Origin of the sequence: Bacillus sp. FJAT-42315 (genome assembly GCF_002797375.1) — a bacterium.
Lineage (GTDB): Bacteria > Bacillota > Bacilli > Bacillales > Domibacillaceae > Bacillus_CE.
Window position 1 is genome coordinate 1,820,575 of the sequence record NZ_KZ454941.1, and the last position, 22,222, is coordinate 1,842,796.

Genomic DNA, 22,222 nt, shown 5'->3' on the forward strand with positions numbered 1-22,222 from the left:
AATTCAACAAAAAGAAAATTTTAACTTTCGATTGACTAGAATTACCATATCCGTTATAGTAATTAACAATATACAACAGGCGTTGAAAAGGACATGAGCATTTTTTACGGTTCACAGAGAGGGAAGCAAAGGTGGAAGCTTCCTAACACGAAAAAATGACTTACCCCCTTGGAGCTGTATTGGTGAACGAATAGTAATCAATACCGTAGCGGCTACGATACAGCCAAAGGAGCCATCATGGCAAGGAACATGATGGGAATCTGGGTGGAACCACGGGTCTAACACACGCTCGTCCCTTTTTAGGGATGCGTGTGTTTTTTTATTTTATAAAGATAAGCGCTGAAAAGGACATGAGCATTTTTTACGGTTCACAGAGAGGGAAGCAAAGGTGGAAGCTTCCTAACACGAAAAAATGACTTACCCCCTTGGAGCTGTATTGGTGAACGAATAGTAATCAATACCGTAGCGGCTACGATACAGCCAAAGGAGCCATCATGGCAAGGAACATGATGGGAATCTGGGTGGAACCACGGGTCTAACACACGCTCGTCCCTTTTTAGGGATGCGTGTGTTTTTTTATTTTATAAAGATAAGCGCTGAAAAGGACATGAGCATTTTTTACGGTTCACAGAGAGGGAAGCAAAGGTGGAAGCTTCCTAACACGAAAAAATGACTTACCCCCTTGGAGCTGTATTGGTGAACGAATAGTAATCAATACCGTAGCGGCTACGATACAGCCAAAGGAGCCATCATGGCAAGGAACATGATGGGAATCTGGGTGGAACCACGGGTCTAACACACGCTCGTCCCTTTTTTAGGGATGCGTGTGTTTTTTTATGCGAAAAAATGATAAGAGGTGTTGAAAACATGAGTGCAAATGAAGTTGTAATTAAGTTTCCAGATGGCAAGGAAAAGAAGTATGCAAAAGGGGTATCTTTAGCAGAGATTGCGCAGTCAATTAGTTCAAGTTTAAAAAAGAAGTCTATCGCTGGTAAGGTGAACGGATCATTATATGATGTAACACGTCATATTGAAGAGAGTGCAGAGATTGAACTATATGATCTTCATTCAGCAGAAGGGCTAGAGGTCATGAGGCATACAACGGCCCATGTGTTAGCTCAAGCTGTCAAGCGTCTATATGGAGACGTTCATTTAGGTGTCGGTCCTGTCATTGAAAATGGTTTTTACTATGACATTGACATGGAACATCACTTAGCTGTTCATGAGCTGTCAAAGATCGAAAAAGAAATGAATAAAATTATCGCTGAAAATCTTGAAATCACACGTGAAGAAGTGTCGCGGGAAAAAGCACAAGAGCTATTTGCTCACGATCCGTTTAAGCTTGAATTGCTAGAACAGATTCCAGCTGAAGACGTGGTGACAATTTATCGTCAAGGAGAATTTTTTGACCTGTGCCGTGGACCGCATTTACCCTCTACTCGGCATATTAAAGTATTTAAATTAACTCATATTTCAGGAGCCTATTGGCGAGGAGATAGTAATAATCAAGTGTTGCAGCGTATTTATGGTGTTGCTTTTGCTTCCAAAGAAGAACTAGCTGACTATTTTTATTTTATTGAAGAAGCGCAAAAGAGAAATCACCGGAAACTAGGCAATGAGTTAGAATTATTTATGTTTTCTGAAGAGGCACCGGGCATGCCGTTTTATTTAGCGAATGGGCAAGTGATTCGCAATGAATTAGAGTCCTTTTTAAGAAAGCTGCAGCATGCCCATGATTATCAGGAAGTTCGGACACCGACGATGATGAACCAACAGCTGTGGGAGCAATCAGGGCATTGGGATCACTACAAAGAAAATATGTATTTCTCTGAAGTGGAACATCAAAAGTTTGCTTTAAAGCCGATGAATTGCCCGGGGCATATGCTGATCTTTAAAAATAAACTTCACTCTTATCGAGATCTGCCGCTTCGGATGGCGGAGTTTGGGCAGGTTCATCGTCATGAATTCAGCGGGGCTTTAAATGGCTTGTTGCGAGTTCGGACATTTTGCCAAGATGATGCTCATATCTTTGTGACATCGAATCAAATTGAAGATGAAATTATGTCTGCCTTAAAGCTTATTGAAGAGGTGTATCGCACATTTGGCTTTCAATATGAAATTGAGCTGTCGACAAGACCGGATGATTATATGGGAGCAGACGCATTATGGGATCAAGCAGAAGGAGCTTTAAAGAACGTATTAGAGAATCTTAATTATGAATACAAGATTAATGAAGGAGATGGCGCCTTTTATGGGCCGAAAATTGATATTCATATTAAAGATGCACTGAAAAGAAGCCATCAATGTGCAACGATTCAATTAGATTTTCAAATGCCAGAAAAATTTGATCTCACATATATCGATGAGAACAACAATAAAGTTCGTCCCGTTGTCATCCATCGAGCAGTATTTGGATCGATTGATCGTTTTCTTGGGATTTTAATTGAACATTTCGGTGGCGTGTTTCCTTTATGGCTAGCACCTGTTCAAGTAAAAGTGATCGGTGTGTCAAATGATGTTCATAAAGAGTATGTAGGAGAGATCGGCAAACGATTGAAACAAGAAAACTTACGAGTAGAACTAGATTTACGTGAAGAGAAGCTCGGCTACAAAATTCGAGAAGCACAAATGAAGAAGATTCCATACATCCTTGTCGTAGGGGATCAAGAACGAGAACGTCAATCGGTAAGCGTGAGGAAACATGGACAAGAAGCTTCCTATGAAATGGGATTGGAAGAGTTTATCGCTCATTTAAAGCAGTCGGTGGTAAACAGAGAGCTTTAAAAAGATAGATAAGATCGCGACGGCTATGATTTGTAATAGCAATATTTCAAACAGGTAGAATGACAATCTCCCAATGCTTGTTATTGGGGGATTCGTTATTTTATTGTAAAACATGTTAAGCCCTCCAACTTTAATTTATATGGTATATTATGTATTGTTATATATTTTTTCACAAGTGTTTTTGGTATAGTGATGGGAACCTCTTATCATTTCAAATGAGCGAAAAAAACGAAATGATTCAAAAATGTATAATTATTAATAATTTTCTGTTATTTGTATTGACAATTTGAGGTTACAGGTTTAGTATTGCATTTAATTAAATAATCATATGCAAAGATTGGAACTAGTAGAAGGTGAAATAAACTTTTCAGAGAGCCGATGGTTGGTGAGAATCGGTAGTTATTCCCTTTGAACTCATCCAAGAGCAACTCCTTGAACATGTATATTAGTAGGGGATGTCGGTTTTCTACCGTTATAAAGATAGGTGGTGATAGCCACTGAAAATGAGCGGATTAATCATGTTTAGATTAATCAATTAGAGTGGTACCGCGAGCAAAGCCTCGTCTCTATATTTTTTATAGAGATGAGGCTTTTTTTATTAAATTGATATGGTAAAGGAGTGTTTCTGAAATGACGAAGAAAATTTGGGTGTTTGATACGACTCTTAGAGATGGAGAGCAAGTTCCTGGAGCTAAGTTGAATCTGTATGAAAAATTAGAGGTAGCACAGCAATTAAGGAAGTTACAAGTTGACATCATCGAGGCCGGTTTCCCTTCGTCTTCAGCCGGTGATTTTCAAGCTGTGAAAGAAATCGCCAAGAAAGTAGGAAATACAGACGATGTTGTTATCACTGCATTAGCAAGGGCAGTCAAAGCTGATATTGATTCTGTCTATAACAGTGTGAAATATGCTGAGAGACCGTTAATCCACATCGTTTTAGGTACGTCAGACATTCATGTGGAAAAGAAATTTGGGAAATCGAAAAATCAAATTTTAGATATCGGTGTTGGTGCTGTCAAATATGCGAAAACATTACTACCAGATGTACAATATTCAACAGAAGATGCTTCTCGCTCTGATTTTGAATACTTATGGGCAACGATTGAAGCGGTTGTAAAGGCAGGAGCTACCATAATCAATGTACCCGATACAGTTGGATATGCAGAGCCTGAGGAATTTGGCGAGTTAATTTATAAAATTAATCATCGTTTAAAAAATTTAAATGATAAAGTGCTTTTAAGTGTTCATTGTCATAATGACTTAGGCATGGCAACTGCCAATACGTTAGCTGCCATTAAAAATGGTGCTGATAAAGTGGAGTGTACGATTAATGGGATTGGCGAACGGGCAGGGAATGCGGCACTAGAAGAAGTGGCGATGGCAATCAATACTCGCTCATCCATCTATAAAGCGTACACTAATATTAATACGAAAGAAATCATGAATACGTCTAGGTTGGTCAGCAGTTTTATGGGGCTTGATGTACAAGTAAATAAAGCAATTACAGGAGATAACGCCTTTGCTCATTCTTCGGGTATACACCAAGATGGTTTGTTGAAATCAAGGGATGCTTATGAAATCATTAGTCCAGTTGAGGTTGGTTTAGATGATATGGAACTGGTTTTAACAGCACGCTCTGGTCGCCATGCGGTGAAACATGCGCTTGAAAAATTAGGTTTTAATCAGCTGACTGAAACACAATTTGAAGGGATATTTGAAGCATTTCTGGAATTAGCAGATGCGAAAAAAGAAGTATACAATCATGACTTATATGTCATCGTGGAGAACTATTACACGCAACATAATAGTCAGAAGGAGGATTTAACAAACTATAGGGGGCATTTCTATGAATTAATGGATTTGCAAGTGATTAGTAATACCACTTTCCCATCAGCAAGTGTGAGCATGAAAAAAGGTGATCAAATATTGAAGAGCAGTGCAGTCGGTTCTGGCCCGATCGATGCTTTGTATTCTGCTATTACAGACATCAGTGATTTAGAAATGAAATTAATTGAATATAATATTAGCAGTGTTTCAAGAGGAAAAGAAGCATTAGGGAAAGTAAAGATTCAAGTGGAATATAGAGGAGAAAAATATATGGCTAAAGCAACAGATACCGATATTATGAAAGCAAGTGCACTAGCGTATATCAATGCTGTCAATAGTATTGTTGTGGATCATTTGCTTCCAGTTGAATAGGAAAGCTATTACCATTGATAACAGACTTTTCGCGCGAACTAATATTTACCTTTATTCGTGGTATAATGAACACAACTTGATAGATAGGAGGTCAAAATATGGGCTTTTATTGGATCGGTTTCGTTTTTTGGACATTAATCTTTATATCTATCATTTGTGTAGTCTGGGGCATATGGAAAAAGTCAGCGAGCCGTTTAGTGATGGGAGCAGTATTATTTGTGCAAGTTGCTTATTACTTTAGCGGTGCGGAGAATCATTTTAAATACATTATGCTTACACCCATTGTGTTCCTCGTTATGGCGTTTGTCGTGAAAAAGCAGGAAGCGAGTTTTTAAAGAAATCCCCTTTTTTTCAGTAAATTTCTGAAAAAGGGGATTTCTTTATGGAAACGTCTATGTTAGAGTGAAAGATTCGTTCCCAAATGATTTTAGTTGACTTTTGATTGCTAAGAATTTATTATTTCTATATTGTTTTTTTGTAAAGATTATATAATAATTGTAAAAAAAATTAGGAGGGAAAGTAAAATGAAGAAGGAAGCCAAGAAGAATTCGCTTCTTAGCAAACCGCTCATTTTCTTCTCATTAGCAGTCATACTTCTTTGGATCAAAACGTATATCGCTTATCAGGTAGAATTTGAACTAGGTATTGAAAATACGATGCAGAAGTTCTTGTTATTTATCAATCCGATAAGTTCGGCCGTTTTGTTTATTGGATTTGCTTTATTTGCTAAAGGAAGAAAAGCGTTTAAATGGATGGTGAGAATTCACTTTCTATTATCCGTATTATTGTATTCGAATATTGCCTATTATCGTTTCTTTACCGATTTTATTACGCTGCCAACGCTGACACAAACAGCGAATGTGAGCAGTATTGGTAATAGTATGGGGGCTTTGTTTAAGCCATATGATGTGCTTTATTTTGCAGATACGTTGATTTTGCTCGTTCTATTTTTATCTAAAAAGGTGAATCCAGAGCCGATGAAAATCAAGCGCCGTCAAAGAGCGGCTGTATTTATAACTGCGATTGTGATGTTTACGGTGAATTTAAGTCTAGCTGAAATCGATCGTCCACAGCTATTAACGAGAACGTTCGATCGAAATTATATTGTGAAATATTTAGGAATGTATAATTTCACGATCTATGATGCAGTTCAAAGTACAAAAGCATCGACGCAGCGTGCGTTAGCTGATAGCAGTGATGTCGTAGAGGTCGAGAACTATACTAAATCGATCTATGCCGAGCCGAATCCAGAGTATTTTGGGAAGGCAAAAGGAAAGAACGTCATTTATGTTCACTTAGAATCTCTACAAAGTTTTATGATAGATTATAAGCTGAACGGCAAAGAAGTGACGCCATTTTTAAATTCATTAGCTCACGATCCGAATATGTTTTATTTCGATAATTTCTTTCATCAGACAGCACAAGGAAAAACGTCAGATGCGGAATTTATGTTAGAAAACTCATTGTTTGGGTTACCGAAAGGATCAGCTTTTTCAATGAAAGGGCAAAATACGTATCAAGCTGCTCCAGCTATTTTAGGACAGCAAGGATATACGTCAGCTACTTTCCATGGCAATACCAAATCATTCTGGAATCGCGACGAAATCTATAAAGCTTTCGGAATGAACCAATTTTTCGATTCTAGCTATTACGATATGAATGAAGACGATGTAATGAACTACGGATTGAAGGATAAGCCATTTTTTGAAGAGTCGATTCCGTTGTTAGAAACGTTGCCACAACCGTTCTATACGAAATTTATCACGTTATCGAATCACTTCCCGTATCCAATGGATCAACAGGAAGCGACGATTGAAAAGCATCATACAGGAGATACTTCCGTTGATGGTTACTTCCAAACAGCGAGATACTTGGACGAATCTGTGGAGCAATTTTTCACGTATTTAAAGAAATCCGGTTTATATGATAACTCAGTGATTGTGATGTATGGCGATCACTACGGCATTTCTGATAACCATAATAAAGCGATGTCTACTGTATTAGATAAAGAGGTTGGCGCGTTTGAAAATGCACAGCTTCAACGTGTGCCACTATTGATTCACGTACCAGGAGTCAAAGGGGGCGTGCAGCATCAATATGGTGGTCAAGTGGATTTAATGCCAACATTAATGCACTTGCTTGGTGTCGATACGAAAGACTATCTTCATGTAGGAACAGACTTATTATCTAAAGATCATGGCACGGTCGTTCCATTCCGTAATGGAGATTTCGTAAGCAAAGACGTGACAGGCATTAAAGGAAAGTATTACAACACAGCAACTGGAGAACTAATCGAAGAAACGGAAGAAATCAAACGAATGAAAGAATCCGTTGATAAGCGCTTAGAAATGTCAGATGCGATCGTAACGAAAGACTTGTTGCGTTTCCATCAACCGAAAGGCTTCACGCCAGTTGATCCATCCGACTACGACTATAATAGTCGTTCAGATGAAGAGGAAAAATAATCAAAAGCTGCCTGAGATGATCATCTCGGCAGCTTTTTTGCATGGAATTAGTTTTTGCTTTGGGCAATAGCGGCACCGACGATGTAGGAAATATTATGCCCAACCCATATGGCGGTAATAAGGAAAAAGGCAAGCTTAGATTCGAAAATAGCAAGCGAGATGAACCAAACGATAAAAATGATGACGGCGGAAGCGATCCAAGCATAGCTTCTTCCTATATGATGAATCTTTTCAAAGCGCTCATCGACCATTTTCTTTTTCTTTAAGTAGCGATGATTCAAAAAAATAATAGCTAACGTAAACAAGCCAATGGCCAGCCACATGAATACATTAATGATAAACTCATTCATTTTTTTCTTCCTCCTCAAATAAAAAGACTTCTTCAATCGTGCAATGAAATACACGCGAAATTTTATACGCGAGCATGATCGAAGGATTGTACCTTCCTTTTTCTAACGAAATGATCGTTTGCCGTGAGACATCTAAACGGTCAGCCAACTCATCCTGCGTTAAATGATGAGCCGCTCGCAACTCCTTAATTCGATTTTCCAATCCATCACTCCCTTTTTGTAAAGGTAACTTTACGTAAAGTATACTTTACATGAGAGGTGAATGTCAAGTTTGCTTTACAAAAAACGTTAATTGAGTGAGAATTGAAAGATGTGACTTTCTCCAATAAAAGGTTATAATTGTCATAGTGTTTGAGGCGGAGTATTTACATATGGAAGGAGAAAAGAAATGAAGAGCTATATACAAGGGTTTTGGGACGAATCGGATTATTTTACCATTCCATTCCAAGTAACGAAAAGGATGATCGATGAAGCAGAGCAAACATTAGGCTATAAACTTCCAAACTCTTATATTGAATTAATAAAGATAAAAAATGGGGGAGGCCCTGTACATACTTGTTATCCAACGACCACCGCAACTTCTTGGGCAGAAGATCATATCGCTATTGACAGTCTTCGTGGAATTGGGGGAAATAGAGGGCTCGATTCTGAAGACGAAAGAAGTACGGATGAGGATTGGGGCTATCCGATTGACATTGGATTTGTCATATGTGATTGCCCATCAGCTGGTCATGATGCTGTCATGCTTGATTACAGTCTTTGCGGAAAAAATGGCGAACCGAGAGTGATTCATGTAGATGTGGAAGTGGCGGATGAACCGACGATCACGGTTGTAGCTAAAGACTTTGAGACGTTTGTGAGCGGATTAGTTAGTGATGAGGAGTTTGATGATTGAGTCTGTTCACCTGACAATCTGCGAGGGATGAAGGAAACCCTCACAGATTGAAGGTTCACTTTATAGTGATTAAGTTATCAATTTGAAAGGTATCACCTTTCTTTTCTGATATGTCATATAAGAGATGATTAAGCTTACAGTACCCATTATTAAAAACAACACACTAAATACAGTGCTACCCTCTGTAGTTCCGTACAGTAAAGAAAGACTGGATATCAATAAAATTAATCCTAAAAATAGATGACTAATATATCTCTTTTCTTTAAATAAGCGATTAATAACAAAAAATAAAAGGATATACAAGCTTAGTATCATTACAGTCGGGAAAAAAGGTTTAAATTTGGCTGCATAGATGAAGAAGTCCAGTTGGTTAATATCGTGTGGAGTTTTAATTACTCCTAAATAATTTGAGATAATCGCCGTATATTCCGATTCGAACGTATCTTCAATAAGGTTACTTCCTTCATACCAAGAAAAAAACATTGAACTTAGGAAAGTTAGACATGCTAATAGAAAAACGATGACTTTCAAAAGACGCTGATTCACATGTATCACTCTTTCTTTTTTATTAGATTTTATTTTTACATATAAACCATTTTCATACAATAGGTATTGAGAAGTTCATCAATTCCACTCTTGTACTATTTACAAATCATTTTTTATTACATTTATGTTATAATATTCTAAAAAAGGGTGGTATTTTTGAAAAGGATAATTGGATTAAGTTCAATTTTAATTGCTAGTATTACATTATTCGGATGTTCAGGTATAATAGAAAATTCTTTAGATTCAAGTGATAAAGCTGATTATGAAATTGCTACTAAACAAGAAACTGGAAACGGAAGTATTGACTTATTAACACCAACGATTACAACAAAAGATAATCAATTAGAATTTATGACTGAGGGAATTGATGAAAATAAAGTGACCTTTATTTTTGTTGCCAATAAAAAAGTATTTGAACAAAAAATGATGAATCTTACAAACTTGACATTATGGGTATCAAAGATGCTCATAGGACGGACTACGAGCCAAAAGTTCAACTTTTGCAAACTATAGATGATACTGAAGATGGAGATATAGTAACCTTTAAACAAGTTAGATATACAGTTGAAAAAGATTAAGTTCAATTTGATGAACAAAAAGAGGTTTTTGGTTAAGGGGTATGAAATAATTTCATAAATATGAAGGAATATATTTCCTGTTTGAAGAATACATCTCATTAAATATGTATACAATTGTATACATGATAAGGTGGGAGGGGTTTAAATGGATCAAGATTTTCGTAAAAAGACATTTAGAGGAGCTAAAATTGAAGATGTCATCTTGGAATTAGAGAAGTTAAGTTCGCTGTGTGAAGAAAAGGTCAAAAATAGTGATGTATTAGATAGGCAACGCTTTTACGAAGGAATGGCGATTGCTTATACGACGGTTGCCTTGAAATTAAAAGGAGAGTTCGATTACATTGAGTCAACTGTAATTGACGAATTGTACAATGCAGTTGAGAACACTTTGCATCCAAAGAACGTTCAAAAAACAGAACATGTTGAGGGTTGTTCTTTTTGCCGAAGAAGCAAAGAAGAAGTCGGAGAATTGGCTATGGGGCCAGGTGTGTCTATATGTAGGGAATGTTTACAATTTGGTACAGAAGTGATTCAATCCCATTCATAGAAGGTGTGAGTTTTTTCAGCGAAAAAAAGAAATAGCCCACCCTGCTACCACCATAGTTTAAGGGGAAGGTTATTTCTTTAGTCAAACTCTGAGCTACTGTTTTCTTGCATGTAGCCGTATGTCTAGGGACGCTAGTTGGAGCTAGTGTCCCTTTCTTTAATATCTGCTGTATATCTTCATTATGTGCATGCTCCATTAATTTGTAAAGAAGCGTGCTGAATCAAGGGTTTGTTTTCGAGGAGGCTGTGAAATGAAAAAAATCTTTTTATTATCCGTTATACTCCTTTTAAACATCGTTCTATTTGGTTGTAATCTGGAAGAGAAAACAGATTGGAATTCTCTAAATGATAGTAGCAAAATCGTAGTCACAGGTAATGGATTGAAACAGTTTTTTTCAAATGCGAAGGAATTAAAGGATAGGGAGATTGTTTTTGATCAAACCGAAGAAATTGAAGTGTTCATAAAAGCTATACAGGACTCTTCAGCTTATTCGGGCCCGATGACTGCGGAAAGCGCCAACTTTAACATAACCTTTTTTTCTCGGGAGGAATCTTCTCAGACATTTCGCTTATGGCTATATCCTGAGAGAAATGCTGGAAGAATTCAAAAAGAATCTGAGAATGAGCCAACTTATTTGTTGAGTGAAGAGAGTGTACAAATGATTGCAAAGTTATTAACTGAAAAAAGTTAGGAGGAGCACCAATGGGGGCTTCCCCCGTTTTTTCGAGGAGGTAATTTCTAATTTTGGGCTGATGGGCAAGTTACCAAAACGAGCTTCAGGCAATATGTTACTTGTATAAGCTGAAGGGGTGAGGAAATGGGGAGACGAATCAAACATACTTCACGTGACGTGGAGGAATTAGCGAGGCTCATGATGGCAGAAGCGATCGGTGAAGGAGCCCAGGGGATGAACATGGTGGGAACGGTTGTGGCCAATCGGGTCGAGGCTGACTGTGCTCCTGACTTTAAAGGGTTGCGCAATATTAGGCATGCGATCTATCAAACGATACCTGGAACTGGAATTCCTCACTTCGAGCCGGTCTTAAATGGAGCATTGTATACACAACGTCCCAGAGAAGCTGACCTCCAGAGGGCTAGGGATTTGTTGCATGGACATAGGGACCCTCGAGCCAGAATGAATTTGTGGTTTTTTAATCCAAGTCCGGGGAAAAAATACCGAGCACCTTGTACCCCCACGATGCCAAGATCCCCGATGACAAAGTTTGATTTTGCGCACAAAAATCATTGTTTTTATGTCGCTGTACCGGACTACTGCACAGAGTTTTATCGATAAATTAAAAAGGAGCTAATTTTCTTATGACTTGTGGAGACTCTAATTATTATCCAATGAATTATTATCCTGGTTTTCATCCAGCTTCCATGATGTGGAGCAGTGTCGCACAGCAACCTAGCGGCGGTTTCCCAGCGAATATGCCTTCTGGACCGTCGTATGGCGTTCCAGTAGTTCCAATGGGGACTGGGCAGCAACTTCCGACAGGTGCGATCGAAGAATCATTTATTGAAAATATCTTACGCTTCAACAAAGGTAAAATCGGTACATTCTACTTTACTTACCAAGGTAACGACAAATGGAATGCAATGATTTACCGTGGGCGCGTAGAAACGGCTGGTCGTGACCACATCATCATCAGCGACCCGGCCAACGGTAAACGTTACCTGCTGCTGATGTCAAATCTCGACTGGGTAGAATTCGGGGAAAAAATTAACTATCCTCAACAGGAAATTAATCCAGATGTTCAGGCGTCCCTGACGACATCGGAGTGAGTTTGTAGAACGCTAAAAAACCCGCTTACTTCCTTTTTGGAAAATAAGCGGGTCTTTAACGTTCTGAGCCCATATGGAATGCAAACTGGTGTCGATTGTGAGGATATAACGTAGCTAGTGAAGGAATTAGATAAAGCCTCTCTCGAATGAGAAGGGCTTTATTTCTAAATCTTACTTTAATGTCCATTTTTACCCTTACCAAACCTCATTCAACGCTTCTCTAAATAACTCATCTAATGTTTCCGTCGGATCGGAAAGAGTGCTGTTCATCGTTTTAGCGTACGCTTCAAGCCGAGCGATTTCCTCGTTAAGAAACTCATTAATTAATAAATTGGGCAGTTCTTTATCGAGTTCATCACCAGCCATTTTTCTTTGTAGCAACGTTTCTACTTCATTTTTGACCTGGCTTTCAGGGAGCATTTCCTCCAGTAATGTTGGAAACTCCAGCGGCGGAAATTCATTGAATTGTTCGATCCATTTGGCAGCGAGAACGGGGCGAAGGGCATAAAAATACTTTTTCAGCTTCACTTGATCACGCTGCAAATGCTCACGGTAATTTTTATGCGCCATATTTAAGTAATGATACATACAGGAGTGCGGCGCAAACACATCGTTCTGAAGCTCTTTCATGCGCTTTACTGTTGAAAAAGCAGTGTAGTAAACGATCGGTGAATGCAGCCACTCCAAAAGCGGTGGATTCGATTTGCGAAACAGCTTCAACGCTTTCGTCAGCTCCCATCCGCTCATATCGAGCAGATCATCAATCGGCAGCTCAATTACATCGCGCTTTTTACCAACGCCAACGGGATCAATGCTTAAATAATACTCCTTCTTATGTACATAAATAAACCGCACATCATAATCGCTGTCTTTCGAAGGGAAGCCCCATGCCCGACTGCCGGATTCGCACGCATATAATATTTTTACGTGATGCTCTTTTTCAATATCATTGATAGCTGATAAGATTCTTTCTTTCATTTTATCGTCTCCTTATAGTAGATTCTTTGTCAGAAGGGTTTATAGAAATGAAGCAAATGGCTCCGAAGATAAAGAGCATCCCGAGTAAGTGGGCAAGTGTGATCTCTTCTTTTAGTATAACAAATGAGAGAATTATCGAACTTACAGGTAAAACGCTCGTTAAGACGCCAGCAGAACTGGCTGAAACTTTAGCTAACCCTTGATACATAAGTAAAAATGCGACGACCGTGACGACCACTCCAAAATAAATGATATTTATCCAATCCCAAACGCCTACACTAGAAAAATTAAAGTGAAAAGATTCATAAATAGCAAAAGGTAAAAATAAAATGACACCAATGATACTGATCATCGTCGTGACTGTAAGAGGAGTTAATTTGTTAGAGGCGGTTTTCCCTAGTGTAATAAATAATGCTTCACAGATGACGGCGCCGATGACTAAAAGGTTGCCGAACAAGGAAGTAACCTCACTAGTCTCACCTCCGACAACGTTCATTAAGAGGACGCCTAACATCGCTAATAAAATACCAGCCCCTTTTTGGAACGTAATTTTTTCCTTTAAAAATAAAAAAGCGATGAAACCAACGACTGCTGGGAGACTACTTGTGATAATTCCTGCTTCCATAGCGGTTGTAAATCTTAAACCATATAGCATAAAAATATTGAATAAAAACACTCCTGTGAACGCTTGGAAAAAGAGAATCAGCAAATATTTTGCAGGAATGGAGGGTAGCTTTTTTTCTTTATAATAAAAAACTAATATGAGAATGACGGACGCGATGATGAAGCGGAGCTCGGATGCTAAAAAAACAGGAAAGCTCGAAGTAATCAGTTTGCCAAATACGACTGAGCTTCCAACGATCGCCATCGCTAACGCAATCTTTAAATGCGCGAAAAAGATAGAATTCATGAGGGGTCTCCTTATATTTATTTTAAAATAAGTATTCACGAAACAATCGGGAATTCCTTTCTTTTAATATCAGAAAATATTGACAATAATCATTTTTCTGGATAAAATGAAAGCGCATACATATTCTGCTACCATGAGAAACTTTGATGAATAAATAAGTCGAAGGGAGAATGGTTATGCCAAAAACGATGTTCCAGTTAGACTTAAGTAAACCGATGGAGGAGCAAGCGCATCCAGGACACAATCGCTGGCATCCGGATATTCCAGCTGCCTTTTCGGTAGAGCCAGGGACAGCATTTCGAATGGACTGTAAAGATTGGACAGATGGACAAATCAGCAATAACGATGATCCGAGCGACATTCGTGATGTCAATTTGTCGCGGGTACATGTGTTGAGTGGCCCTGTCTACGTCAATGGGGTGGAACCGGGTGATTTATTAGTTGTAGATATTTTGGACATCGGGGCATTTCAGGGAGAAGAATGGGGCTTTAATGGTATTTTCTCTAAAGAAAACGGAGGAAGTTTTTTAACAGATTATTATCCGGAAGCGGCGAAATCCATTTGGGACTTTGAAGGGATTTATACGACGTCCCGACATGTGCCAGGTGTGAAGTTCGCTGGAATCATTCATCCGGGGTTAATTGGTGTAGCCCCTTCGATGGAGCTATTAAATAAATGGAATGAACGGGAAAAAGAGCTACTGGAGACGGAGCCAGATCGAGTGCCGACGCTGGCTAATTTGCCAAATCCTGAGCGAGCGGTGCTAGGAACGTTGAAAGGAGCCGAGTTTGATCGGGTGGCTAAGGAAGGGGCGAGAACTGTTCCACCGAGAGAAAACGGTGGCAACTGCGATATTAAAAATCTATCAAAAGGCTCGCGAATTTTCTTCCCGGTATTTGTGGACGGAGCAAAGTTATCAGTTGGTGATCTTCACTTCTCGCAAGGGGATGGCGAAATCACTTTTTGTGGCGGTATCGAAATGGCTGGCTGGATCGACTTGAAGGTAGATGTGATCAAAGGGGGAATGGAGAAGTATAATATCACCGAAAATCCAGTGTTTAAACCGGGGCCAGTCGAACCAAATTACAATGACTTTTTAGTGTTTGAAGGGATTTCTGTCGATGAAAAGAACGGCAAGCAGCACTACTTAGATGCAACTTTAGCGTATCGTCGGGCGTGTTTGAACGCGATTGAATATATGAAAACACTTGGCTACACAGGCGAACAGGCTTATATGATTTTAAGTACCGCTCCGATCGAGGGCCGCATTAGCGGCATTGTCGACGTTCCGAATGCGTGCTGTACCGTCGCCATTCCTACTCAAATTTTCGAGAAAAATATTTTGCCAAAATAAAAGCGGATGGAGGGAGGAGCATGCCAAGTTACACCTTTCGATGCCAAGCGTGCGGAGATTTCACCTTGTTTTTTAAATCAATGAGTGGCAGTAAAGGACAAGCTAATTGTCCAGAGTGTGAAAAAGAATCGGTGCGCGTCTATGCTCCTCCTTTAGTATCCACATCTTCAAAGGAGCTAATGAATCGTATCGAACGTGGAATGGAGCCGCAGAGGATGACACGCGAACAGCTTGGAGCGAAACAAACAGTGAAAAAGTCACAAACAGCGAACCGGCCGTGGCAGGTGGGGAATTGAGCTACTCTTTTTGAAGGGTAGCTCGATTTTTTTGTAATAGTTTTGAGTGTGTTATCATGCCAAACATGCTGTTCATTTTAGGAAATTATAGCATGAATGTTATAATTGTTTGATTAGTTGAATTCAATGAAATAGATTTGTATAGCACTTCCGAATCTTAATCTTTTTATGTTGAGGGAGATATAAAATGAAAAGTGGAAAAGAAAAAATGTTGAGTGGGGAACTATATTATTCTGCTGATTCCGAATTAGTAAAAGAAAGAGAAGCGGCGCGTAGAAAAACTCGGATTTACAATCAAACTTTAGAAAATGAAATTAACAAACGTACTAAACTTTTAAAAGAGCTTTTCGGTTCCACTAGAGAAAACTTATTCGTGGCACCAAATATCCGCTGCGACTATGGGTACAATATTCATGTAGGGGAAAACTTTTATGCGAATTTTGACTGTGTCATTTTAGATGTTTGTGAAGTGCGAATAGGCGATAACTGCTTTATGGCTCCAGGTGTACATATCTATACAGCAACACATCCATTAGATCCATTCGAGCGTAATTCAGGAGTGGAGTACGGCAAACCAGTAACTATTGGTAACAACGTATGGATTGGTGGAAGAGCGGTAATAAATCCTGGAGTTACTATAGGGAACAATGTAGTTCTTGCTTCAGGAGCAGTCGTAGTAAAAGATGTGCCTGATAATGTAGTTGTAGGTGGAAACCCTGCAAAGATAATTAAACGACTTGAACTATGAATGACTTTACCTTAAACATCTTGTGTTAGAATGCAGGGAAATCTGGATTTACAACTGTTTAGTAAATATAACAGTTTCTTTGTATTTTCTACCTGACGATTTATATCCGTTTTCCAGCTTAACCGGTTCATCTTCCCAAGTTAAAATGATTTCTAATTTTTCAGTTTCAGTTTTAACTGGGAAGTTTTCGAAATTAAAGAATTGATTTGTTTCCACAAGCTTATCCTTCATTTGGGGAGCGAGTCCAAACATTTTATTCGTACCAGCTTCATCTCGATATACCTCGACGCTAGCATTGTATGCTTTCTTCCCCTTATTAGTTACTAACAGACTGTATACTTCAAACTTTCCTGCTTCCCCTTTATCTTTTACGGGGGGTAATAATTCGATTGTCCATTGTCCAGTTTCTTTTATGGCTGGAACTTTAAATTCAGCGTTTGTAGTAATTGGCAGCATTAATGTAAACAATAATGTCAACATTCTTATCTTTTTCAAGTACCTCAGCTCCTTAAAATGTTGTTTATTTTATAAGTGTTCCAATAAAACGGGGAAGTATTCAACGAGCGAAATACCTTGCCAAGGATAATGAACTTTCTAAAAAGTAGGGGAGAAATTACTCATAGGGTGTGGGGTTCTTTATATGGGGATATATCTGATTTGATTCAAGAGACAAAGGGACAGGCACCTTTTCCCTTAAAAAATCCTGCAGTCTAGAAGATTTAAAAAAGTCAGGATCTCTAAGCTAGAGATCCTTTTGATTGTCTTTCTAAAAAGGGTTAAAGGGCAGTTGGACTAAAAAAACGGCACCACCATTTTGGTGATATAATCCATATTTATCCGATTGTCATCTTTTTGTTTACTTTACATCTCCAAATCAGTAATTTGATTTTGAATGTGTTGAGGTTGTATATGATTTGGAATAGGGTTTTGATAGGCATTGTTTTCTATTCTATTTTTTAATTCTAAAGAGGCATGTTCAATTAACTTTGGTTGAGTGACAAGCTGAATGGCTGTCGCAGCTAATACTTTCCCAGCGTGTAACATCCCTTTATGTGCAATAGATGTACAGCCAGTTGCAACGACTTGCCATGAATGTAATTGTGTTCCTTGTGGGAAACATGTTATTGTACACTGAGTTGTTGGGACAACCCAACTCACATCCCCAACATCTGTAGAGCCCGGCATGACGACATTAGTTAACTCTTTTTGATAAGGAAATAAAGACGTTGTTAATGCATGATTTTTTTCCTTTTGGAGAGTTTCTTTAAATAACGGAATCGCTGCATACATACCTCCACTTTTCTCTTGTACAGACAAAGTATTGCGGATCTGCTCAGCAAATTTTAGTTCATCTTTACTATAAGAAGGTGTACCTAGTTTGATAAATTGTTCATACATCACTTGTTGAACTAGATGATTTGGCACAATATTTGAGCAAGCTTTTTCAAATATAATTTCCATCTCTGTTTCTGTCATTAAAGCGGCTCCTTGGGCAACTTTGCAAATTCGTTCATAGATTTCATTCACTTGATTGGTTTTAGGTGCTCGAATTAAATATAGGACAGTTGCATCTTGTTGAACGATATTTGGGGAAATGCCGCCTGAATTTGTAATTGCATAATGTATGCGAGCCTCTGGAATAATATGTTCTCTTAAATAATTGGTACCAACATTCATTAACTCAACGGCATCTAATGCACTACGGCCTAAATGTGGGGCAGTAGCTGCGTGAGAAGCTTTGCCTTTAAATTTGAATGTAGCTTGAATGTTTGCAAGTGAACTTGAAGCCAGCATAACATTCACATCTGCAGGATGCCAGCATAAAGCGATATCTACGTCTTGGAACGCTCCAGCCCTCACGATAAATGTTTTACCAGAACCACCTTCTTCGACAGGGCAGCCATAATATCGAACAGTTCCACTTATATTATGCTGCTCCATATATTCTTTTGTAGCGACTGCAGCAGCTAATGAGCCTGTTCCTAACAGGTTGTGTCCACATCCGTGTCCATTGCCGTTCGGATTTTCAGATTTTTTCTCCGTTATACCACCTTCTTGATCAAGACCAGATAACGCATCATACTCACCTAAAAAAGCAATAACAGGATTGCCTTTCCCCCAAGAACCAATAAATGCAGTATCAAATCCACCGATATTCGTTTCAATATCAAAGCCTTCCGCTTTTAAGCTTTCTATAAGAAGAGCTGACGACTGATGTTCATTAAATCGTAATTCGGCATAATTCCAAATCTCGTTAGCAATATGAATATATGTATCTCTTTTTTCTTCGATGATTTCTGAGATCTTATCACTGATAGTTAATGTTGTTTCCATTTTTATCACTCCATAAATTATTTGATAGGCACACAGATTTCGCAATAATGATTGGAAACCATCGATCCAATGTATCTTTCAAAAATTGGTCGTTCGTCAATCTGATAACCACGGTGTGCCAATTCATAAAAAATTTCGCTCCATGCTTTTTGAAGGTCTTCTGCTGTGTGTTTAACTTTGTAAATGGCATATTTTCCGCCTGGAAGTTTATTTTCACTGACGAGTTCATCAATTTGAGCATTGTCTGAAATAACGATACCAGCATCATAGCGGCAGTTTTCAGGGAGAGTTGTTTCTGGGTTATCATGTGAAATTCCAACGATTACTGATGTTTGAGAGAGCAGATTTTTTGCTGTAGCCCATTGCTTTAATTTTTGCATCGTTTGAACGTTAGCCGAACCATACGGCCCAACTTGTCGCACGTAGGCGATACGGTATTTTGGAAGGATTTCGATCTTAATACTCATATTTTTATCTTCCTTTCTGTACCAATATTTACTACATTTTCAATGCTATCATCATATAAAAATATAATCATTTGTTTTTTTTAAAATACAAAAATGCCCCATACACGATTTGTTAAATTGTGCATGGGGCTAATTGATGTTATAGACCAATGAAAAATAAACTATAGGTATTTGAAAGTGATCGAACGTTTTTACAATAAACTCATTTTCGTACGGACAAAGCAAAAAATGTGATATTGTTAATTGGAAATAAACCGCTGTTACTTTATTTTTGAAAGGAATGATTTTTTGTATAGAGCTTTTAAGAAGATTATTATTTATCCAATAATTATCGTTGCTTTTTTAGCCGTACTTATTCCTTTAATATTTTTCATATTATTTGTTTGGGGTGATTATCGAGGGATGGATACGCTCGTTTTTTTCGAGGACAGCGATTATGAGATCGGAAAAGCCTATCAGGAATATGCTGTGTTTCATCGCGAGGAAGGTGGGGCATTATTCGAGCATGTCACAGGATATTTACATGAGGATGATTATTTATATGTAGTCAACAAAGATCAAATGATGATTATTGACTTGAAGCAGGATCAGCATCAGATTAAATCTTTAGCGGATGTTACAGAAGAAGAACGTTTAATTTTACAAGAGATTGAAAAGGACCCTCTAGTTAAATAATACAATAGGCTGCATCTCAACGTCTGTTTATATAATAAACAATTATTCTCTTTCATAGAAGACATTTCTTCCTGTAAATGTCCTTTTTTGTAGGTTTCTTATGGAAAAATATTAATAATTAACAAATACATGGTAATATAGAGGTGGAGTAAACGAGAAATTGAAGCTTGCCTAGTAATGAGGGAAAAGGAAGGGGAACGATGAAAAAGAAATTAAGAAAAAGAGGATGGTTGATGATTGCTACAATTTTGCTTGGAGCAGGTGTTGTTTTTTGGTTTACAGGAAAAGGATCATCCGTATCTGATGCACAGAGTGAAAATAAAAAAGTTGAACAGAAAGATCTTACAAAAGAAGCCGTCGAGAAATTATCGAAACAAGCCAATGAGATTTTACAGCTACTTGCCTCTTCAGGAGGGACATCTGAAGCTGAACAGAAAACGAATGAACTGATTGCTCAAATCGACCAATATAAGATGAAGGATGATGCGATGGGAGAATATATGAAAATATTAAACTCCTCTTTAAAAGCCATCGATTCCTATCGAGAGGAAAATACCGATGAAAAAGCGTTAGGTCAAGTGCATCCGAGCTATTTATCTGCTCTAGCAAAAGTAAAAGAAGCCGATCCTTCACTGCGTTTGGAAGAAATCGATCCATACGTTTGGTTTTATGCTGCTGCGGCTAATTATGAGCAGGGGCAAAGGAAGGATGAGCAAATAACGATTAGTATGGTAGGAGATAATTCGTTCGGTACGTATCCAGAGGCTCCGGAGCATTTGCAGTTCGATTATGTTTTTGAGAAGAATAATGGGGATAATCAGTACGTGTATAAAAATAGTCTTCCGTGGTTCAATTCTGACGATTACACTGTGATTAACGCGGAAAGTGCTTTTACAACCGAGACGAAAGCTCAAGAAAAAATGTGGAGAATAAAAAGTCACCCTAAATATGCGGCTTTTTTGCCAGCGAGCGGGATCGAAGCAGCTAATTTAGCAAACAATCATACAATGGATTATTTTGAAGCGGGATATCGCGATACATTGAAAGCCTTTAAGGAGCAAGATGTCGCTGTTTTTAACGAAGGGATGCCCCATATCGAAAAAATTAAAAATATTGAAACAGTTTTCTTAGGCTATGATTATAGATATAGAAAGTCAGCTGACTCATACCTTGAAAATATTATTAGAGATGTGAAGAAGTATAAAAGAAAAGATAATTTAGTCATTGTTAACATGCATTGGGGGATCGAATATATGGAGACTCCGGCTTTTTATCAAACGAAATTTGGACATGCTGCTTTAGATGCTGGAGCCGATATTATTATCGGTCATCACCCTCATCGTTTGCAAAGCGTTGAAAAGTACAACGGGAAATATATCATTTACAGCATGGGAGACTACGCTTTCGGCGCCGACCCGACGTTAAAATCAAGGCAAACAGCAATCTTCCGTCTTACATTTACTAAAGAAGCCGGTTCGGTAGTGATGAAAGGACTGAGAATTGTCCCAACTTTAGAAAATTCCGATGATAGTGAAACAGAAAATAACTATCAGCCGCTCCCGGTATTTGGAGAGGAAGCGAAAGAAATCGTGGACGAGTTAACTAGAATAAGCACCATCATTCCGAATGGTGTCGATGAGTTTGACTATTTTGATCCTTTTCTTGAGAAGGCAGAATAATCAAGATGGCGCATTCGTTTTTTTTTTTGCCAATCATCTAATTCTCGCTAGAAGAAAGTGAGAAATAAAATATAGATTAATAATTTGTCTTGACAGGAGAAGACGATATGTATCTCCTGTTTTTATTTTGTTATACCTTCTTGGTTACCTCTAATGAAATGTTTCACGCCTAATCAGAGGATGTTAGATGTTCAAAAGTTGACAAGATATATCCCATATGGTATTCCTTAAGTAGGTTAAATATTCAGAAAATATAGAAAATATCAGAAATTTAAAAAAGGAGATGGTGAAGATTATGATGGGACAAGCAGTCATGAATGATCTCAAGAATTCTCTTGACAATGTTTTGCAGAATGCTGTAGGGAGGGCTGGAGGGATACCAGGAGTTGTTGCAATGGTAACTGATCGTGAAGGGAATATTTACGAAGGTGCAGCTGGAGTACGTGAACTTGGTAAGGAAACACCAATGACAACTAACACGATGTTTACCCTATTTTCGACTACAAAAGCTATTACTGGTGCAGCATTAATGCAATTGGTTGATGAAGGAAAGGTGAATCTGGACGATCCAGCTAAGAAATATGTTCCAGAGATTTCTGAGATTAAAGTTCTTGAAGGGTTCGATAGTAAT

Annotated in this window: 23 protein-coding genes, 1 pseudogene and 4 other annotated features; of the genes and pseudogenes, 16 read left to right on the forward strand and 8 right to left on the reverse strand. The window is 38.3% G+C overall.

Features of this window, described 5'->3' with window-relative positions; translation table 11 throughout:
• Positions 1–73 precede the first annotated feature (73 nt).
• Positions 74–300, forward strand: a binding site (T-box leader).
• A 30-nt stretch (positions 301–330) separates the two neighbouring features.
• Positions 331–557, forward strand: a binding site (T-box leader).
• Positions 558–587: 30 nt separating this feature from the next.
• Positions 588–814 (forward strand) — a binding site (T-box leader).
• 53 nt (positions 815–867) lie between these two features.
• The 4 genes from thrS (at position 868) to CEF22_RS08925 (ending at position 7,448) form a co-directional block, all read left to right on the forward strand.
• Positions 868–2,784: a threonine--tRNA ligase gene (thrS, locus tag CEF22_RS08910; protein ID WP_100402577.1), complete on the forward strand. Its 1,917-nt coding sequence runs from the start codon at positions 868–870 to the stop codon at positions 2,782–2,784.
• Positions 2,785–3,108: 324 nt separating this feature from the next.
• Positions 3,109–3,355 (forward strand) — a binding site (T-box leader).
• Positions 3,356–3,414: 59 nt separating this feature from the next.
• The gene (locus tag CEF22_RS08915) at positions 3,415–4,983 is read left to right on the forward strand and encodes a 2-isopropylmalate synthase (protein ID WP_100402578.1); all 1,569 of its coding nucleotides are present in this window, start codon (positions 3,415–3,417) and stop codon (positions 4,981–4,983) included.
• Positions 4,984–5,081: 98 nt separating this feature from the next.
• Positions 5,082–5,318 carry a hypothetical protein gene (locus tag CEF22_RS08920; protein ID WP_100402576.1) on the forward strand — a complete coding sequence of 79 codons (237 nt, stop codon included), beginning with the start codon at positions 5,082–5,084 and terminating at the stop codon, positions 5,316–5,318.
• A gap of 189 nt (positions 5,319–5,507) precedes the next feature.
• The gene (locus tag CEF22_RS08925; RefSeq protein ID WP_100402579.1) at positions 5,508–7,448 is read left to right on the forward strand and encodes a lipoteichoic acid synthase; all 1,941 of its coding nucleotides are present in this window, start codon (positions 5,508–5,510) and stop codon (positions 7,446–7,448) included.
• A 47-nt stretch (positions 7,449–7,495) separates the two neighbouring features.
• On the opposite strand, the gene CEF22_RS08930 is transcribed toward CEF22_RS08925, so the two are convergent.
• Together CEF22_RS08930 and CEF22_RS08935 are read right to left on the reverse strand one after the other, a co-directional pair.
• On the reverse strand, positions 7,496–7,798 hold the full coding sequence (locus CEF22_RS08930; RefSeq protein WP_100402580.1) for a hypothetical protein: 303 nt from the start codon (positions 7,796–7,798) through the stop codon (positions 7,496–7,498).
• Positions 7,791–8,000, reverse strand: coding sequence for a helix-turn-helix transcriptional regulator (locus CEF22_RS08935; protein WP_095480659.1), 210 nt, complete (start codon positions 7,998–8,000; stop codon positions 7,791–7,793). Before CEF22_RS08935 ends, CEF22_RS08930 begins: the two co-directional genes overlap by 8 nt.
• A gap of 186 nt (positions 8,001–8,186) precedes the next feature.
• Between CEF22_RS08935 and CEF22_RS08940 the strand changes: the two genes are divergently transcribed.
• Positions 8,187–8,693, forward strand: coding sequence for an SMI1/KNR4 family protein (locus tag CEF22_RS08940; RefSeq protein WP_100402581.1), 507 nt, complete (start codon positions 8,187–8,189; stop codon positions 8,691–8,693).
• 69 nt (positions 8,694–8,762) lie between these two features.
• Here CEF22_RS08940 and CEF22_RS19095 read toward each other — a convergent pair whose 3' ends face one another.
• Positions 8,763–9,248, reverse strand: coding sequence for a DUF4306 domain-containing protein (locus tag CEF22_RS19095; protein WP_442857360.1), 486 nt, complete (start codon positions 9,246–9,248; stop codon positions 8,763–8,765).
• A 147-nt stretch (positions 9,249–9,395) separates the two neighbouring features.
• Between CEF22_RS19095 and CEF22_RS08950 the strand changes: the two are divergent.
• The 5 genes and pseudogenes from CEF22_RS08950 (at position 9,396) to gerQ (ending at position 12,149) form a co-directional block, all read left to right on the forward strand.
• Positions 9,396–9,817, forward strand: a pseudogene (locus tag CEF22_RS08950) (hypothetical protein).
• Between the two features lie 145 nt (positions 9,818–9,962).
• The gene (locus CEF22_RS08955; protein ID WP_100402583.1) at positions 9,963–10,364 is read left to right on the forward strand and encodes a ClpX C4-type zinc finger protein; all 402 of its coding nucleotides are present in this window, start codon (positions 9,963–9,965) and stop codon (positions 10,362–10,364) included.
• 250 nt (positions 10,365–10,614) lie between these two features.
• A complete protein-coding gene (locus CEF22_RS08960) occupies positions 10,615–11,055 on the forward strand; it encodes a YhfM domain-containing protein (protein ID WP_100402584.1) in 441 nt (146 codons plus the stop codon).
• 126 nt (positions 11,056–11,181) lie between these two features.
• A complete protein-coding gene (locus tag CEF22_RS08965) occupies positions 11,182–11,658 on the forward strand; it encodes a cell wall hydrolase (RefSeq protein WP_100402585.1) in 477 nt (158 codons plus the stop codon).
• A gap of 23 nt (positions 11,659–11,681) precedes the next feature.
• Positions 11,682–12,149: a spore coat protein GerQ gene (gene gerQ / locus CEF22_RS08970; protein WP_100402586.1), complete on the forward strand. Its 468-nt coding sequence runs from the start codon at positions 11,682–11,684 to the stop codon at positions 12,147–12,149.
• Positions 12,150–12,344: 195 nt separating this feature from the next.
• On the opposite strand, the gene CEF22_RS08975 is transcribed toward gerQ, so the two are convergent.
• Complete coding sequence (locus CEF22_RS08975) at positions 12,345–13,127, reverse strand: nucleotidyltransferase domain-containing protein (protein ID WP_100402587.1); 783 nt, start codon at positions 13,125–13,127, stop codon at positions 12,345–12,347.
• Position 13,128: 1 nt separating this feature from the next.
• Positions 13,129–14,037: a DMT family transporter gene (locus CEF22_RS08980; RefSeq protein ID WP_100402588.1), complete on the reverse strand. Its 909-nt coding sequence runs from the start codon at positions 14,035–14,037 to the stop codon at positions 13,129–13,131.
• 176 nt (positions 14,038–14,213) lie between these two features.
• On the opposite strand from CEF22_RS08980, the gene fmdA reads away from it, so the two are divergent.
• The 3 genes from fmdA to CEF22_RS08995 all read left to right on the forward strand — a co-directional run bounded on the left by fmdA (position 14,214) and on the right by CEF22_RS08995 (position 16,436).
• Positions 14,214–15,392: a formamidase gene (gene fmdA / locus CEF22_RS08985; RefSeq protein ID WP_100402589.1), complete on the forward strand. Its 1,179-nt coding sequence runs from the start codon at positions 14,214–14,216 to the stop codon at positions 15,390–15,392.
• A 20-nt stretch (positions 15,393–15,412) separates the two neighbouring features.
• A complete protein-coding gene (locus tag CEF22_RS08990; RefSeq protein ID WP_100402590.1) occupies positions 15,413–15,688 on the forward strand; it encodes an FmdB family zinc ribbon protein in 276 nt (91 codons plus the stop codon).
• A 187-nt stretch (positions 15,689–15,875) separates the two neighbouring features.
• A complete protein-coding gene (locus tag CEF22_RS08995) occupies positions 15,876–16,436 on the forward strand; it encodes a maltose acetyltransferase domain-containing protein (RefSeq protein ID WP_100402591.1) in 561 nt (186 codons plus the stop codon).
• 48 nt (positions 16,437–16,484) lie between these two features.
• Here the strand turns inward: CEF22_RS08995 and CEF22_RS09000 are convergent, their stop codons facing one another.
• The 3 genes from CEF22_RS09000 to CEF22_RS09010 form a co-directional block, all read right to left on the reverse strand.
• A complete protein-coding gene (locus CEF22_RS09000) occupies positions 16,485–16,931 on the reverse strand; it encodes a hypothetical protein (RefSeq protein ID WP_100402592.1) in 447 nt (148 codons plus the stop codon).
• 366 nt (positions 16,932–17,297) lie between these two features.
• Positions 17,298–18,770: a M20 family metallopeptidase gene (locus CEF22_RS09005; RefSeq protein ID WP_100402593.1), complete on the reverse strand. Its 1,473-nt coding sequence runs from the start codon at positions 18,768–18,770 to the stop codon at positions 17,298–17,300.
• Between the two features lie 17 nt (positions 18,771–18,787).
• The gene (locus CEF22_RS09010; RefSeq protein WP_100402594.1) at positions 18,788–19,237 is read right to left on the reverse strand and encodes an AraC family transcriptional regulator; all 450 of its coding nucleotides are present in this window, start codon (positions 19,235–19,237) and stop codon (positions 18,788–18,790) included.
• Positions 19,238–19,525: 288 nt separating this feature from the next.
• Here CEF22_RS09010 and CEF22_RS09015 point away from each other — a divergent pair, with 288 nt between their 5' ends.
• The 3 genes from CEF22_RS09015 to CEF22_RS09025 form a co-directional block, all read left to right on the forward strand.
• Positions 19,526–19,912, forward strand: a complete 387-nt coding sequence (locus CEF22_RS09015) for a hypothetical protein (protein WP_100402595.1) — start codon at positions 19,526–19,528, stop codon at positions 19,910–19,912.
• A gap of 200 nt (positions 19,913–20,112) precedes the next feature.
• Positions 20,113–21,591 (forward strand): CapA family protein, encoded by a 1,479-nt coding sequence (locus CEF22_RS09020; protein ID WP_232726087.1) that lies wholly within the window; start codon positions 20,113–20,115, stop codon positions 21,589–21,591.
• A gap of 295 nt (positions 21,592–21,886) precedes the next feature.
• A partial coding sequence (locus CEF22_RS09025; protein WP_157843275.1) for a serine hydrolase domain-containing protein occupies positions 21,887–22,222 on the forward strand: 336 nt, incomplete at its 3' end.

What these genes read in the sequence shown, in the direction of transcription:
- thrS (WP_100402577.1), top strand. Translation starts at nt 868, where the DNA reads ATGAGTGCAAATGAAGTTGTAATTAAGTTTCCAGATGGCAAGGAAAAG.
- CEF22_RS08915 (WP_100402578.1), top strand. Translation starts at nt 3,415, where the DNA reads ATGACGAAGAAAATTTGGGTGTTTGATACGACTCTTAGAGATGGAGAG.
- CEF22_RS08940 (WP_100402581.1), top strand. Translation starts at nt 8,187, where the DNA reads ATGAAGAGCTATATACAAGGGTTTTGGGACGAATCGGATTATTTTACC.
- CEF22_RS09005 (WP_100402593.1), bottom strand. Translation starts at nt 18,770, where the DNA reads ATGGAAACAACATTAACTATCAGTGATAAGATCTCAGAAATCATCGAA.
- CEF22_RS08980 (WP_100402588.1), bottom strand. Translation starts at nt 14,037, where the DNA reads ATGAATTCTATCTTTTTCGCGCATTTAAAGATTGCGTTAGCGATGGCG.
- CEF22_RS08955 (WP_100402583.1), top strand. Translation starts at nt 9,963, where the DNA reads ATGGATCAAGATTTTCGTAAAAAGACATTTAGAGGAGCTAAAATTGAA.
- gerQ (WP_100402586.1), top strand. Translation starts at nt 11,682, where the DNA reads ATGACTTGTGGAGACTCTAATTATTATCCAATGAATTATTATCCTGGT.
- CEF22_RS09010 (WP_100402594.1), bottom strand. Translation starts at nt 19,237, where the DNA reads ATGAGTATTAAGATCGAAATCCTTCCAAAATACCGTATCGCCTACGTG.
- CEF22_RS09020 (WP_232726087.1), top strand. Translation starts at nt 20,113, where the DNA reads ATGAAAAAGAAATTAAGAAAAAGAGGATGGTTGATGATTGCTACAATT.
- CEF22_RS08920 (WP_100402576.1), top strand. Translation starts at nt 5,082, where the DNA reads ATGGGCTTTTATTGGATCGGTTTCGTTTTTTGGACATTAATCTTTATA.
- CEF22_RS08975 (WP_100402587.1), bottom strand. Translation starts at nt 13,127, where the DNA reads ATGAAAGAAAGAATCTTATCAGCTATCAATGATATTGAAAAAGAGCAT.
- CEF22_RS08965 (WP_100402585.1), top strand. Translation starts at nt 11,182, where the DNA reads ATGGGGAGACGAATCAAACATACTTCACGTGACGTGGAGGAATTAGCG.
- CEF22_RS08925 (WP_100402579.1), top strand. Translation starts at nt 5,508, where the DNA reads ATGAAGAAGGAAGCCAAGAAGAATTCGCTTCTTAGCAAACCGCTCATT.
- CEF22_RS08930 (WP_100402580.1), bottom strand. Translation starts at nt 7,798, where the DNA reads ATGAATGAGTTTATCATTAATGTATTCATGTGGCTGGCCATTGGCTTG.
- fmdA (WP_100402589.1), top strand. Translation starts at nt 14,214, where the DNA reads ATGCCAAAAACGATGTTCCAGTTAGACTTAAGTAAACCGATGGAGGAG.
- CEF22_RS08990 (WP_100402590.1), top strand. Translation starts at nt 15,413, where the DNA reads ATGCCAAGTTACACCTTTCGATGCCAAGCGTGCGGAGATTTCACCTTG.
- CEF22_RS08995 (WP_100402591.1), top strand. Translation starts at nt 15,876, where the DNA reads ATGAAAAGTGGAAAAGAAAAAATGTTGAGTGGGGAACTATATTATTCT.
- CEF22_RS08960 (WP_100402584.1), top strand. Translation starts at nt 10,615, where the DNA reads ATGAAAAAAATCTTTTTATTATCCGTTATACTCCTTTTAAACATCGTT.